The 12674-nt window shown below is 60.5% G+C and carries 16 protein-coding genes and 1 pseudogene; 14 read left to right on the forward strand and 3 right to left on the reverse strand.

Features of this window, described 5'->3' with window-relative positions; genetic code table 11:
- The first annotated feature begins 64 nt into the window (after positions 1 to 64).
- From IB241_RS10625 to IB241_RS10640, 4 genes are read left to right on the forward strand one after another with little or no spacing between them, the layout of a single operon-like run.
- The gene (locus tag IB241_RS10625) at positions 65 to 1003 is read left to right on the forward strand and encodes a fimbrial protein (RefSeq protein ID WP_318652593.1); all 939 of its coding nucleotides are present in this window, start codon (positions 65 to 67) and stop codon (positions 1001 to 1003) included.
- Positions 1004 to 1021: 18 nt separating this feature from the next.
- On the forward strand, positions 1022 to 1549 hold the full coding sequence (locus IB241_RS10630) for a fimbrial protein (RefSeq protein WP_192298358.1): 528 nt from the start codon (positions 1022 to 1024) through the stop codon (positions 1547 to 1549).
- A gap of 36 nt (positions 1550 to 1585) precedes the next feature.
- Positions 1586 to 2530, forward strand: a complete 945-nt coding sequence (locus IB241_RS10635) for a fimbrial protein (RefSeq protein WP_192298359.1) — start codon at positions 1586 to 1588, stop codon at positions 2528 to 2530.
- 17 nt (positions 2531 to 2547) lie between these two features.
- On the forward strand, positions 2548 to 3075 hold the full coding sequence (locus IB241_RS10640; protein WP_192298360.1) for a fimbrial protein: 528 nt from the start codon (positions 2548 to 2550) through the stop codon (positions 3073 to 3075).
- Positions 3076 to 3484: 409 nt separating this feature from the next.
- On the opposite strand, the gene IB241_RS10645 is transcribed toward IB241_RS10640, so the two are convergent.
- From IB241_RS10645 to IB241_RS10655, 3 genes are all read right to left on the reverse strand, one after another.
- Positions 3485 to 4402 carry a phasin family protein gene (locus IB241_RS10645; protein WP_192298361.1) on the reverse strand — a complete coding sequence of 306 codons (918 nt, stop codon included), beginning with the start codon at positions 4400 to 4402 and terminating at the stop codon, positions 3485 to 3487.
- A gap of 12 nt (positions 4403 to 4414) precedes the next feature.
- Positions 4415 to 4837: a phasin family protein gene (locus IB241_RS10650; protein ID WP_192298362.1), complete on the reverse strand. Its 423-nt coding sequence runs from the start codon at positions 4835 to 4837 to the stop codon at positions 4415 to 4417.
- 104 nt (positions 4838 to 4941) lie between these two features.
- The gene (locus tag IB241_RS10655; RefSeq protein ID WP_053140503.1) at positions 4942 to 5217 is read right to left on the reverse strand and encodes a polyhydroxyalkanoic acid system family protein; all 276 of its coding nucleotides are present in this window, start codon (positions 5215 to 5217) and stop codon (positions 4942 to 4944) included.
- 300 nt (positions 5218 to 5517) lie between these two features.
- On the opposite strand from IB241_RS10655, the gene ubiE reads away from it, so the two are divergent.
- The 10 genes and pseudogenes from ubiE to IB241_RS27925 all read left to right on the forward strand — a co-directional run.
- Positions 5518 to 6288 (forward strand): bifunctional demethylmenaquinone methyltransferase/2-methoxy-6-polyprenyl-1,4-benzoquinol methylase UbiE, encoded by a 771-nt coding sequence (ubiE, locus tag IB241_RS10660; RefSeq protein ID WP_060754560.1) that lies wholly within the window; start codon positions 5518 to 5520, stop codon positions 6286 to 6288.
- On the forward strand, positions 6288 to 6911 hold the full coding sequence (locus IB241_RS10665; RefSeq protein ID WP_192298363.1) for an SCP2 domain-containing protein: 624 nt from the start codon (positions 6288 to 6290) through the stop codon (positions 6909 to 6911). The genes ubiE and IB241_RS10665 overlap by 1 nt, the downstream gene beginning before the upstream one ends.
- Positions 6908 to 8512, forward strand: coding sequence for a ubiquinone biosynthesis regulatory protein kinase UbiB (gene ubiB, locus IB241_RS10670; protein WP_192298364.1), 1605 nt, complete (start codon positions 6908 to 6910; stop codon positions 8510 to 8512). The genes IB241_RS10665 and ubiB overlap by 4 nt, the downstream gene beginning before the upstream one ends.
- Positions 8513 to 8553: 41 nt before the next feature.
- Positions 8554 to 8946 (forward strand): phosphoribosyl-AMP cyclohydrolase, encoded by a 393-nt coding sequence (gene hisI, locus IB241_RS10675; RefSeq protein ID WP_122810867.1) that lies wholly within the window; start codon positions 8554 to 8556, stop codon positions 8944 to 8946.
- Positions 8947 to 8948: 2 nt separating this feature from the next.
- Positions 8949 to 9281, forward strand: a complete 333-nt coding sequence (locus IB241_RS10680) for a phosphoribosyl-ATP diphosphatase (RefSeq protein WP_105695035.1) — start codon at positions 8949 to 8951, stop codon at positions 9279 to 9281.
- A 25-nt stretch (positions 9282 to 9306) separates the two neighbouring features.
- A complete protein-coding gene (locus IB241_RS10685; RefSeq protein ID WP_017738835.1) occupies positions 9307 to 9585 on the forward strand; it encodes a twin-arginine translocase TatA/TatE family subunit in 279 nt (92 codons plus the stop codon).
- A 10-nt stretch (positions 9586 to 9595) separates the two neighbouring features.
- Complete coding sequence (gene tatB / locus IB241_RS10690) at positions 9596 to 9991, forward strand: Sec-independent protein translocase protein TatB (RefSeq protein ID WP_192298365.1); 396 nt, start codon at positions 9596 to 9598, stop codon at positions 9989 to 9991.
- Complete coding sequence (tatC, locus tag IB241_RS10695) at positions 9988 to 10776, forward strand: twin-arginine translocase subunit TatC (protein ID WP_192298366.1); 789 nt, start codon at positions 9988 to 9990, stop codon at positions 10774 to 10776. The genes tatB and tatC overlap by 4 nt, the downstream gene beginning before the upstream one ends.
- The gene (locus IB241_RS10700) at positions 10773 to 11480 is read left to right on the forward strand and encodes a 16S rRNA (uracil(1498)-N(3))-methyltransferase (RefSeq protein WP_192298367.1); all 708 of its coding nucleotides are present in this window, start codon (positions 10773 to 10775) and stop codon (positions 11478 to 11480) included. The genes tatC and IB241_RS10700 overlap by 4 nt, the downstream gene beginning before the upstream one ends.
- A gap of 187 nt (positions 11481 to 11667) precedes the next feature.
- A pseudogene (locus IB241_RS27925) lies at positions 11668 to 12636 on the forward strand (methyl-accepting chemotaxis protein); the annotation flags it as partial.
- Positions 12637 to 12674 lie beyond the last annotated feature (38 nt).

Raw genomic sequence — 12674 nt, forward strand, 5'->3', positions numbered from 1 at the left:
TCCGGCGGGCGCGCACCTCGCGCCCGCGGTTCCCAACAACCTCTTCTGATTACAGGACATGAAGATGAAGTCCCCCATCCTGCTGGCTTCGACACTCCTTGCGCTTGGCATGCCGATCGCCGCCCAAGCGAGGTGCGACAGGTTTCAAAATGACACGTTCACCCTGAACCTGCCCGCGAACATCACGGTCCCGGACAGCCTTCCCGTCGGGAGTGTCATCACTCGCCAAGCCTTCAGCGGCACGGCTCCCGCCTACTTTGCAAATTGCACCGTTGCCACCCACAGCGGAGTGTTTGGAAGATATTCACGCCTGCAAGACCCGGCTACCGGCGCCTACCACACCGAGGTTCCAGGCATCGGCTTGCGCATTACGATGACGTGGGCCGGCGGCGGCCCCGCCGCCTTCGCACTGTACAACCAAGGTTACCAACAGGTTTACGGGAAAATTCCCAGCTTCACCTCAGCGGAGGCCACCTTCTACAAAATCGGCCCTGTGACCAGCGGGACAGTACCGAGCGGCATGTTCTGGGAAAAAACCTGGGTTATCGCTCCAGAGCGTTTCCGTCTACAACTCGGCAGCCCTGTGCGTTTTGTCAGGCCCGCCGCCACCTGCGACCTGGCAGCCGGTGACGTCAACCGCACCGTGACGTTGCCCACCATACAAGCCAGCGCCCTGAAGGATGTGGTCTATGCCGGCGTGCAGAATTTTGACCTGACAGCCAATTGCAGCAACGCAGCCAACGTCACCTTTCGTATTACCGGCACCCCTGCCGTCGGCAACCCCTTGCTCTTCGCCAATACCGGCACCGCCCGCGGCGTGTCGCTGTGGATGTATTCACGGATCAATGGTGCGCCCCAGACCATCAGCAACAACGATACCCGCGCAGTGGCTGTCTCCAGCAACCGCGCGGTGTTGCCGCTCAGTGTCGCGTATCACAAAAACGGCACGGTGAGCTCAGGCACGCTCATCAGCAGTGCCACCGTCAACATCACCTACAACTAAAAACCCAAGGACTCTCGAATGAACCTGCGCACACTGCCCCTACTGCTGGCAATCACTGCACTCTTCGGCCATCTCACCGCCCAGGCCGCGACAACAGGCACGTTGCGCTTTGTCGGCCAGATCAACTCAGGGACATGCAACCTGACCGCCGGGGACGTGAACCGCACCATCACGTTGCCCACCATCAAGATTTCCGACCTGGCCTCGGCCGTGTATGCGGGCGCGCACAATTTCGAGATTTCTGCCGACTGCGAAGCCGATATTCGCAACGTGCACTTTCTGTTCGCCGGCACACCTGCCACAGGCAATGGGCTGCTGTTTTCCAACACAGGTACTTCAAAAGGGACAGCGGTCTGGCTGGCGCATCGCACGCCCGGCTGGATAACCATCCCAGCCAATGGAACCCCCGCGCAGCGCACCCGCACCGTTGCGACCAGCGCCAACAAGGCAGTGCTGCCACTCATTGGCGCCTACCACATAACGGGTGAAGCGATTACCCAAGGCAGTCTGGCCAGCGCCATTACGATTTCCATCACTTACAACTGATGACGGCCAGGTGCGGCCCTGTTGCAGGAGCAGAAAATGAAGCGATGCCTCAGATTCCTTTCGGTGCCCTTGGCCTACGCTCTTCCCATGGCTGCTCAAGCAGCATGCGACCGCTACCCCAACATGCAACACAGCGTGTCCTTTCCCAGCACCATCACCGTGCCGGAAAGCCTTGGCATTGGCCAATTGATCACCAGCCAGGTATTCCCAGGGCCCTACCCTACGTTCTATATGAACTGCCCCACCGCGACCCCAACCTTCCTGACCGGGCGATTCACATCAGCCATATCGGCGCCGGGCGGGCTCATTTATCACACCAATGTGCCCGGTGTCGGCATGCGCGTAATGGTGACGCTGACCTCCGGCGCGCCGTACTCCGCCAAGCTCAAGACCGAGAGCCTGGTGTCGGCACCGGGGAGAATCCTGTGGGGGGCAACACGCCTGGTAGCGGAGTTCTACAAGTTGGGGCCGGTCACCACCGGCACGCTGCCCAGCGGTGACATCCAACACAACAATTGGGATGGGGGCAAAGGCCATTATCGAATGGTGCTCAACACCTCCATACGCTTCGTCAATCCGGCCTCCACGTGCGACCTGGCGACCGGAGACGTCAACCGCACAATCACATTGCCAACCGTGCAGGTGAACGCGTTCAACAACTCCGTCACCGCAGGCACGCGTGAATTCGAGTTGAGCGCAAACTGCAGCAACGCCTCGGATGTCACCTTTCGAGTGACGGGCACCCCGGCCCCCGGGAATAACTTGCTCTTCACCAACACAGGCTCTGCTGGCGGGGTAGCGCTGTGGATGTACTCGCGCATCAATGGCGTGCCCCAAACCATCAGCAACAACGACACGCGCACAGTGGCCGTTTTCGGCAACCGCGCTGTACTGCCACTCGGTGTGGCCTATCACAAAAACGGCACTGTCGGCTCTGGCACATTTGCCAGTACCGCCACCGTCAACATCACCTACAACTGAAACCTGAAGGACTTTCGATGAAGCGTCTAACCCTACCTCTGCTGATGGTCGTCACCGCAAGCCTCGTCGGCACTGCTGCCCAGGCGGCGACCACAGGCAGCCTGCGTTTTGCCGGCCAGGTCAATGCTGGCACCTGCAACCTGGCTGCGGGCGATGAAAACCGTTTGATCACGTTGCCCGAGGTCAAGATTTCAGACTTCGATTCGGTGGTCTACACGGGCGAGCTGGATTTCGAGATTGCCGCCGACTGCGAATCGGACGTGCGCAACGTGAGCTTCCTGTTCACCGGAACATCCTCCGTTGGCAATGCCGGGCTGTTTTCCAACACCGGCAGCTCCGGCGGCACCGCCCTTTGGCTGGCATCCCGGTTGCCCTCTGCCGCCACAATCCCTGCCAACGGCACGCCGGCCCAGCGGACGCGGACGGTAGCGACGAGTAGCAGCAAAGCGGTCTTGCCACTCAAAGCGGCCTACCACAAGACCGGTCAAGCGATTACCCAAGGCACACTGGCCAGCGCAGTTACGGTGTCGATCACCTACAACTGAAAAAGTCACTCGCACGCCGACGCATCCTGATCACTATACGAAGTGGCACGGATCTCGGGCTGAACCGGCATCCACGGAATAAAGGCGTGTCCCATCCCCCACCATAGCCCGGTCAGTGGAGCGCTTTTCAATGCGCTCCATTGTCATTGCGACAGAATAAAAAGGAAAAAGGATGAAGTTTCCCCTGACACTTATTCCTACACCATTACTGCTATTCCTGCCGGGAGTTGTTCAAGCAGCGTGTGACCGATATTTCAACCTTGAAACAGCGTCACCTTTGCAGCCACCATCTCCGTACCAGACAGCTTGCCCGTGGGCGCAATAATGCGCCATCTATAGGCACCCATGAAGTGAGCACGCAAAAAAATGCCCGACCTTACAGGCCGGGCATTGTTGGGTCCTGCAAAGATCAGGATTGACTGGAGGACGGCGGGGTTGACGGCGTCGCCGTCGGCGTCACAGCAGCAGGGGTCGGTGCGAGCACCGAGTTGGCTGTGGAAGCAGTTGGCGCAGATGCAGGCTTCGCTGCAGCAGCAGGCTTCGGTGCTGCCGGTTTTTTCGCTACTGCTGGCTTTTTCGCGGCGGCTGTTTTTGCCGCTGGCTTGGCTGCAGCAGACTTGGCTGCCGGTTTCGCGGCGGCCGGCTTGGCAGCTGATTTTGCAGCAGCGGGTTTCGCGGCGGCTTTGGCAGCGGGTTTAACCGCTGCCTTGGCGGCCGGCTTGGCGGCAGGTTTTGCAGCGACGGTTTTTGCCGCTGGTTTGGCAGCCGCTTTGACGGGCGCCTTGGCTGCAGCTTTCGCAGCCGGCTTGGCGGCCGCTTTGACCAGAGGCTTGGCCGCAGCTTTTGCAGCGGGTTTGGCGGCTGCGGTTTTCGCCGCTGGCTTAGCAGCAGGTTTTGCAGCAGCCGTTTTCACAGGAGCGACTTTAGCGCCGGTGAGTTTTTCGATTTGCTTGGTCAGGGTATCGACCTTGCTGTGCAGTGCCTTGATTTCAGTCTTGCTCGGCACGCCCAGACGCGAAATGGCACTGTTGAGGCGCTTGTCCAGAGCCCCTTCCAGTTCGCTCCAAGTACCCAGTACTTGTTTCTTCGCATCACTGATACGCGAACCGGCAGTTGCCTTGGCGGCAGTTACTTTTTTACCAACTGCGCTATTGGCTACTTTCTCGGCCTTCTCGCCGTCTTTAACCAGAGTCTCGAAGAGTTTGCTGCCGTCACTGTCGATCTTCGAGTAAACGCCTAAACCAGCCAGCCAGATTTTGCGGGAATATTCTTCAACTTTCCCGACCCACGAGCTGCCTTCTTTCTGAGGTTTCTTTTGAACAGCCATCCCGATGTCTCCTTAGTGTTTACGCGCGACACGTTCGAGCAATGCCGTCAGCTCTTCGAGCTTAGCAGAGAGTGTCTCCACGTCATGTTTAGACGCAATGCCGATTCGATTCAAGGCACTTGCAACACGAGTATCAAAAGCTTTTTCAACTTTATCCAGCTGAACTTCTACCAGACCTTTGACAGAGGAGACATTACTCTTTACTTGGTCAATCTGACTATTGGCAGCGTCAAGTTGTTCAACTGCAACTTTTTTACCTTTACTTTCAACATGTTGACCCGCCTTGACGAGTTCCTTGAAGTACTCGTTGCCCTCGCTTCCAACCTTGGCATACGCACCAAGGCCCGCCAGCCAGATCTTGCGGGCGTAGGTTTTAACCTCGCTCAGGGCAGTAGTCGGGGCATCGATTTTTTTCTTCAAGATAACTTTGGCCATGGTGCACCTCACGCGAAATAGGGTGGAGGAACGGCCCGCAGGAGTTGAGGGCTTGGGCACAAAGTAGGAGGAAAAATTAGAATCGGCACCCTAGAACACTCGGATCACGCCAATGCCTTATCCAGGGCTTTCTCGATTTCGGACTTGATGGTGCCACTCATGGCCGACATCAACAGGCCCAGTTCCACATCAATACGCAACGAATCATCTGCAACCAATACCGTGCCTTTAACCCCCGAACGCTTGAGGTTCAAGGTATCGCCAGACCACGATGGCTCCAGGCCATATTGCTCCTTGAGTTTATGCGCCAACTTCTCGGCCTTTGCCCGAGCGCCTTCTTTACCCAGGGAATGTGCACGCTCAACGGTAATACGGGCCATTGCAATGACTCCTCTTTATTGCGGTTTGGATACCTTCGATGCGGCAAAAGGTCTCGGTGACCATCCATCTTACCTATACGCAACTCGACAATCTGTAGTGAGCGGGCTTGCCCCGCGCTGGGTGGCGCAGCCGCCCCAAACCCAGGCAACGCGGTCTTTCTGAAACTCCCAGGCGTCCTTGTGGGGGGCGGCTTCGCCACCCAGTGCGGGGCAAACCCGCTCACTACAGATTGAGCCTTGCCAAGACAAAGCAGGCCTTGGGGATTATCATGTGCCGCATTCTCTTTTGGTGACAGCGATATGACTGATCAGCGCAAAGGCAGCGATGCCGAACCCACCACTCACTTCGGCTTCAAGAACGTCCCGGAAAGCCAAAAGGCGGAAAAAGTCGCTGAGGTGTTCCACTCCGTTGCGGCCAAGTACGACCTGATGAACGACGTGCTCTCCGGCGGCATGCACCGCCTGTGGAAGCGCTTCACCATCGAGCTGTCCGGCGTGCGCGCCGGCAATCGCGTGCTGGACATCGCCGGCGGCACGGGCGACCTGGCAGCCAAGTTCTCCAAGCTCGTCGGCCCCACCGGCCAGGTGGTACTGGCGGACATCAACGGTTCGATGCTCAAGGTCGGTCGCGACCGCCTGCTCGACAAAGGCGTGGCCGGCAATATCGAATTCGTCCAGGCCGACGCTGAAAAGCTGCCGTTCCCCGACAACCATTTCGACTGCGTGACCATCGCCTTCGGCCTGCGCAACGTGACCCATAAAGAAGACGCGATCCGCTCGATGCTGCGCGTACTCAAGCCGGGCGGCCGCCTGTTGGTGCTGGAGTTCTCCAAACCGACCAACGCACTGATGTCCAAGGTCTACGACACCTATTCCTTCGCCTTCATGCCGTTGATGGGCAAGCTGATCACCAATGACGCCGAAAGCTATCGCTACCTGGCCGAATCGATCCGCATGCACCCCGACCAGGAAACCCTGAAGTCGATGATGGTAGAAGCCGGTTTCGACCGCGTGACCTACCACAACATGACGTCCGGCATCGTCGCCCTGCACCGCGGCATCAAGCCCTGATGCTGCTCCAGGGCCTTCTCGCCAGCGTTGAGCACGGCCTCAACCGTGTGCTGCGCCTGGACAGCACCGCCCTGGCGCGGCTCGCGCACTTGACCGGCAAGGTGATTGCCGTCGATTGCCGCAGCCCCGCCGTGCAGCTGTTTATCCTGCCCAGCGATGAAGGCCTGCTGCTCGCCAGCACCTGGGCCTGTGATGCCGACTGCACCCTGCGCGCACCGGCGTCGAGCCTGCTGCACCTGGCATTGAGCCGCAACAAGACCGCGATCCTGCACAGCACCGAAGTCGAACTGGAAGGCGACAGCTCGGTGCTGATGGACCTGGCCGCCGTGTTGCAAGACCTGGAGCTGGATTGGGAATACGAGCTGTCACGCTGGATCGGCCCGGTGGCCACCCAGTTGATCAGCGGGCACCTGCGCAGCCGTTCGCGGTGGTATCAGCAAGGGTTCGCCAGCCTCAACCAGAACCTCGCCGAATACCTGAGCGAAGAATCGCGCACCCTGGTCGGACAACGGGAAGCGCAAGCGCGCTTTCGTGAACTCGACAAGGCCAAAATCGACCTGGAACGCCTTGAGGCACGCTTCGAGCGCCTGAGCCGTTCCCTTGATCCAAGCGATAACGCATGAAGCTGCTCGCCGTCCGCCGTTTGTTCCGTATCCAGCGCGTCGTAATCCGCTACCAACTCGATGACCTGCTGTTCGCCCTGCCGCTGCCGTGGTTCCTGCTGGCGGTTCGCTACGTGCTGCCGTGGCGCTGGTTCCCGCGCAAGAAGCTTGAACTCAGCAGAGGCGCACGCCTGCGCCTGGCATTGCAGGACCTGGGGCCGATCTTCATCAAGTTCGGGCAGATCCTCTCGACCCGTCGCGACCTGCTGCCCGAAGACATCGCCGACGAGCTGATGCTGTTGCAAGACCGCGTGCCGCCGTTCGACTCGCAACAGTCGATGAAGCTGATCGAAGAACAGCTGGGCCGGAAGATCAGTGAAGTATTCAGCCGTTTCGACGTCGAACCGCTGGCCTCCGCCTCGGTCGCCCAGGTGCACGCTGCGCAACTGAAGAGCGGCGAAGAAGTGGTGGTGAAAGTGATCCGCCCGGGTCTCAAGCCGATCATCGGCCAGGACCTGGCGTGGCTGTTCATCCTCGCCCGCGCCGCCGAGCGCTTCAGCGCCGATGCGCGCTTGCTGCACCCGGTGGACGTGGTTGCCGACTACGAAAAAACCATCTACGACGAACTCGACCTGCTGCGCGAAGCCGCCAACGCCAGCCAGCTCAAGCGCAACTTCGAAGGCTCGCCGCTGCTGTACGTGCCGCAGGTGTATTGGGACTGGTGCCGCCCCAAAGTGCTGGTGATGGAGCGCATCTACGGCGTGCAAGTCACTGACCTCGCGACCCTGGCCGACCAGCGCACCGACATGAAAATGCTCGCCGAGCGTGGCGTGGAGATCTTCTTCACCCAGGTGTTCCGCGACAGCTTCTTCCACGCCGACATGCACCCCGGCAACATCTTCGTCAGCACCGTCAACCCGTGGAGCCCGCAGTACATCGCGATCGACTGCGGCATCGTCGGCAGCCTGACCCCACAGGACCAGGACTACCTGGCGCGCAACCTGTTCGCCTTCTTCAAACGCGACTACCGCCGCGTGGCGCAGTTGCACATCGATTCGGGCTGGGTGCCGGCGGAAACCAAACTCAACGAATTCGAAGCTGCCATTCGCACGGTATGCGAGCCGATCTTTGAAAAACCGCTGAAGGACATTTCCTTTGGCCAGGTACTGATGCGCCTGTTCCAGACCGCCCGACGCTTCAATATGGAAGTGCAACCGCAGCTGGTCCTGTTGCAGAAAACCCTGCTGAACATCGAAGGCCTGGGCCGCCAGCTGTACCCGGACCTCGACCTGTGGAACACCGCCCAGCCGTTCCTCGAGCGCTGGATGCGCGAGCGGGTCAGCCCGAAAACCCTGATCGGCAATCTGCACAGCCAGTTCGAACAACTACCGCACTTGGCCAACATGACCCGCGACCTGCTGGAGCGCATGTCCCAGCCCCACGCCAAGGACCCGGCGCCGCCGTGGCACAAGCGCAAGGACGACTGGTTCCTGCGCCTGCTCGGCGCCGCGCACCTGACCGGCGGCATTGTGCTGGCCCTGGGCGGGCCGTTGAATCAATTGGGCCACTGGCCGGCCGGTATCATGGTCGCCGTGGGTGTTTATCTGATCGTGCGCCGATAGCCAATCCGGTTATACACTGTCGCAAATTGCCGGAGCCGAACATGAAAGACTGGCTGGACGAGATCAAATGGGACAGTGACGGCCTGGTGCCGGCCATTGCCCAGGACTACAAGACCGGGCGCGTATTGATGATGGCCTGGATGAACCGCGAGGCCCTGAGCCTCACCGCCACTGAGCAGCGCGCCATTTACTGGTCACGTTCGCGTGGCAAACTGTGGCGCAAGGGCGAAGAGTCCGGGCACGTGCAGACCCTGCACGAGATGCGCATCGACTGCGATGCCGACGTGGTGATCCTCAAGGTCGAGCAGATCGGCAACATCGCCTGCCACACCGGCCGGCACAGCTGCTTCTACCGCGTGTTCGAAAACGGCGAGTGGAAGGTTGTCGAACCCGTGCTCAAAGACCCGCACGCCATCTACTCCGCAGGACACTAGACATGAGCGATACCCTGAACCGTGTGGCCCAGGTACTGGAAGACCGCAAAGGCGCGGACGCCGACAGTTCCTACGTCGCCAGCCTGTACCACAAGGGCCTGAACAAGATCCTGGAAAAACTCGGCGAAGAATCCGTCGAGACGATCATCGCCGCCAAGGACGCGCAAATCAGCGGCGACTGCAGCGATGTGATCTACGAAACCGCCGACCTGTGGTTCCACAGCCTGGTCATGCTCGCCCAACTGGGGCAGCACCCACAGGCCGTGCTGGATGAACTGGACCGTCGTTTCGGCTTGTCCGGGCATGCCGAAAAGGCTTCGCGCCCGACCACCTGAATAACTTTTACTGAGGATCTGCAGCATGGGCATTTTTGACTGGAAACACTGGATCGTCATTCTGGTGGTCGTGGTACTGGTATTCGGCACCAAGAAACTCAAGAACCTGGGCACTGACGTCGGCGAATCGATCAAGGGCTTTCGCAAAGCCATGAACGACGACGAAAAGCCTGCCGACCCGGCTGCCAATCCGGTGCCACCGGCGCAGCCTGTGCACCCGCAGGCCGCCCAGCCGATCACCGAGCGTCGTACCTTCGACGTGCAGGCTGAGAAAGTCGAAGAGCCGACCCGCAAAGACTCGTGAGCACTGACTAATGTTTGGTATCAGCTTCTCTGAACTGCTGCTCGTCGGCCTTGTGGCCCTGCTGGTACTGGGGCCGGAACGCCTGCCCGGTGCGGCACGCACGGCCGGCCTGTGGATCGGCCGCCTGAAACGCAGTTTCAATGCGATCAAACAGGAAGTTGAACGGGAAATCGGTGCCGACGAGATCCGTCGGCAACTGCACAACGAACATATCCTGTCGTTGGAGCAAGAGGCGCGCAAGATCCTGTCGCCGGTCCAGGAGCCCGCCAAACCGGTTGAGCCCGTGGCCGAGCAGAGCATCGCACCGACCACCCAGACCCCACCTGTTGCGCCCACCGAGCCTGCGCCGACGCCCGTTGCGTCGCCCGCGCCCCATGACCCTACATTGCCGCCGCGAGCCCCATGAGCGCTGATAAACCGGAAAACGACCAGCACATGCCGCTGGTCTCGCACCTCACCGAGCTGCGTACCCGCCTGCTGCGTTGCGTAGCGGCGATCTTCATCATCTTTGCCGGGCTGTTCGCCTTCACCCAGCAGATCTATACCTTTGTCTCGACGCCCCTGCGCCAGTATTTGCCGGCCGGCGCGACGATGATCGCCACCGACGTGTCGTCGCCGTTCCTCACGCCGTTGAAGCTGACGATGATGGTCTCGCTGTTCCTGGCGATCCCGGTGATCCTGCACCAGATCTGGGGCTTTATCGCACCGGGCCTGTACAAGCATGAGAAGCGCATCGCGGTGCCGTTGCTGGTATCGAGCATTTGCCTGTTCTACACCGGCATGGCGTTCGCCTACTTCCTGGTGTTCCCGCTGATCTTCAAGTTCTTCGCCGCCGCCACGCCGGCCGGTGTGGAAATGATGACCGACATCACCAGCTACCTCGACTTCGTGATGACACTGTTCTTCGCCTTTGGCGTGGCCTTCGAAATCCCGGTGGCCGTGGTGTTGCTGGTGTGGATCGGCGTGGTCAACGTGGCGTACCTGAAGAAGATCCGCCCGTATGTGATCATCGGCTGCTTTGTGGTCGGCATGATCCTCACCCCGCCGGACATCTTCTCCCAGACCCTGCTGGCCGTGCCGATGTGGATGCTGTTCGAGATCGGCATCCTGTTCAGCGGCTTGATCAGCAAGCGCGGCGAACACCCGGATGACCAGCCCGACGACGACCAACCGCCAGCAACCCAGCCGTGAACCTGCTGCTGCTTGAGGAGGCCGACTTCATCGCGGCCGACCGTGTGGTACTGCGTGATCGGCGCCTGGTGCACATGCAGGAAGTCCACCGCGCAGCCGTCGGCGACAGCCTGCGCGTGGGCCGCATCGGCGGGCTGATGGGCAATGCCCAACTGCTACGCCTGGAAAACAGCGAGGCCGAACTGCAAGTCAGCTTCGACCAGCCGCCGCCGGCCAAGCTGCCGCTGACCCTGCTGCTGGCCCTGCCCCGTCCGAAAATGCTGCGCCGGGTCCTGCAAACCGTGGCGGCCATGGGCGTGCCAAAGGTGGTGCTGCTCAACAGCTACCGCGTGGAAAAAAGTTTCTGGCAGACGCCATTCCTCGAGCCGCAAGCCATTCGCGAGCAACTGATCCTCGGCCTGGAACAGGCGCGGGACACGGTGCTGCCCGACATCATCATCGAGAAACGCTTCAAGCCGTTCGTCGAGGATCGCCTGCCGGCCATGGCCGCTGGCACCCTTGGCCTGATTGGCCATCCCGGCGACTACCCGGCCTGCCCGCGTGGGCTGGACGAACCGGTGACCCTGGCAATCGGCCCGGAAGGCGGCTGGATTCCCTACGAGGTCGACTTGCTGGCCAAGGCGGGTTTGCAGCCGGTGCAACTGGGCGCCCGCATCCTGCGCGTCGAAACCGCCGTCACCGCTCTCCTGGCCCGACTGTTCTGACCCAACCCCAGACATCTGATCGCGTCGCTACAGAATCCCCGACACAGGCCGATACACCCTGAATAAGTCCAAGCCTTGTTCCAGGGGAGTTCGCAGCATGTATCGTTGGTTAGCCGAAAAGCTGGGGAATGTCAGCGTCAAATCCAAGTTGGGTGTAGGTTTTGGCCTGGTGTTACTGCTCACGCTCATGATTACCTTCACCGGCTGGAGCGGCCTGAGTGGCGTGATCAGCCGTGGCGACAAGCTGGGTTTCATCTCCAGCGTCAATGAACTGACCAAGGATCTGCGCCTGGCGCGCCTGGACTACGAAATGCGGCGCGGCGAACAAGGCCCGGCGGCGGTCAACGCGCTGCTGGTGCAACTGGAAGCCGGCCTGAAAACCGCCGACGGCATGATCGATCAGCCGGCCGACAACCTCCTGGTGGACGATCAATTGGCCGCCGTCGAGCAATATCGCCGCGCATTCGAGGCCATGGTCCAGGCCGGGGCGAACCGTGAAAATGCGCGCAGCAAGCTGGGCGATACCGCCGACAACGCGGTGCTCAAAGTCGGCGAAATCGAGAAAGCCCTGCTGCAAGGCGACAGCGTCACGCAGTTCAACAGCGTGGTAGACCTGAGTAAGTTGATCCAGCAAGCGCGCTTCCAAGTGCGCGGCTACACCTACAGCGGCAAGGTCGAAGCCGAGCAGCCTGCGCTGGACGCCATCGATAACGCCCTGAAGAAAATCGCCAGCCTGAACGGCCAGGTCCCTGATCAATATTCGACCAACCTGCAACAGGCCAGCGTCTCGCTGCAAGCCTACCGCGCCGCCGTCAGCCAGTACCGTGACTCCCAGGTTGCCAGCGTCGCTGCCATGAAAATCATGGCCGAGCAAGGCGACATCCTGCTCGATCGCAGCAAAAAACTCACCGCGTCCCAGACCGTGGTGCGTGACAACGATGCCGCCCAAGCCAAGCAAATGCTGGCACTGGCCACCGTACTCGCACTGGCGTTCGGCCTGATTGCCGCGTGGGCCATCACTCGCCAGATCATCATTCCGCTGAACCAGACCCTCAAGGTCGCCGAGCGCGTAGCCTCCGGCGACTTGAGCCACAACCTCGACTCCGCACGCCAGGACGAACTGGGTCAGTTGCAACGCGCCATGCAGAGCATGACCGTCGGCCTGCGTGAACTGATCGGCGGCATCAGCGACGG

Source organism: Pseudomonas sp. PDM05, from assembly GCF_014851685.1.
Taxonomy (GTDB): domain Bacteria; phylum Pseudomonadota; class Gammaproteobacteria; order Pseudomonadales; family Pseudomonadaceae; genus Aquipseudomonas.

Excerpts from the sequence above, each read along its gene's own strand:
- tatB (WP_192298365.1), top strand. The coding sequence starts at position 9,596 with ATGTTTGGTATCAGCTTCTCTGAACTGCTGCTCGTCGGCCTTGTGGCC.
- tatC (WP_192298366.1), top strand. The coding sequence starts at position 9,988 with ATGAGCGCTGATAAACCGGAAAACGACCAGCACATGCCGCTGGTCTCG.
- IB241_RS10665 (WP_192298363.1), top strand. The coding sequence starts at position 6,288 with ATGCTGCTCCAGGGCCTTCTCGCCAGCGTTGAGCACGGCCTCAACCGT.
- IB241_RS10630 (WP_192298358.1), top strand. The coding sequence starts at position 1,022 with ATGAACCTGCGCACACTGCCCCTACTGCTGGCAATCACTGCACTCTTC.
- IB241_RS10685 (WP_017738835.1), top strand. The coding sequence starts at position 9,307 with ATGGGCATTTTTGACTGGAAACACTGGATCGTCATTCTGGTGGTCGTG.
- IB241_RS10655 (WP_053140503.1), bottom strand. The coding sequence starts at position 5,217 with ATGGCCCGTATTACCGTTGAGCGTGCACATTCCCTGGGTAAAGAAGGC.
- IB241_RS10635 (WP_192298359.1), top strand. The coding sequence starts at position 1,586 with ATGAAGCGATGCCTCAGATTCCTTTCGGTGCCCTTGGCCTACGCTCTT.
- ubiE (WP_060754560.1), top strand. The coding sequence starts at position 5,518 with ATGACTGATCAGCGCAAAGGCAGCGATGCCGAACCCACCACTCACTTC.
- ubiB (WP_192298364.1), top strand. The coding sequence starts at position 6,908 with ATGAAGCTGCTCGCCGTCCGCCGTTTGTTCCGTATCCAGCGCGTCGTA.
- hisI (WP_122810867.1), top strand. The coding sequence starts at position 8,554 with ATGAAAGACTGGCTGGACGAGATCAAATGGGACAGTGACGGCCTGGTG.
- IB241_RS10650 (WP_192298362.1), bottom strand. The coding sequence starts at position 4,837 with ATGGCCAAAGTTATCTTGAAGAAAAAAATCGATGCCCCGACTACTGCC.
- IB241_RS10640 (WP_192298360.1), top strand. The coding sequence starts at position 2,548 with ATGAAGCGTCTAACCCTACCTCTGCTGATGGTCGTCACCGCAAGCCTC.
- IB241_RS10645 (WP_192298361.1), bottom strand. The coding sequence starts at position 4,402 with ATGGCTGTTCAAAAGAAACCTCAGAAAGAAGGCAGCTCGTGGGTCGGG.
- IB241_RS10680 (WP_105695035.1), top strand. The coding sequence starts at position 8,949 with ATGAGCGATACCCTGAACCGTGTGGCCCAGGTACTGGAAGACCGCAAA.
- IB241_RS10625 (WP_318652593.1), top strand. The coding sequence starts at position 65 with ATGAAGTCCCCCATCCTGCTGGCTTCGACACTCCTTGCGCTTGGCATG.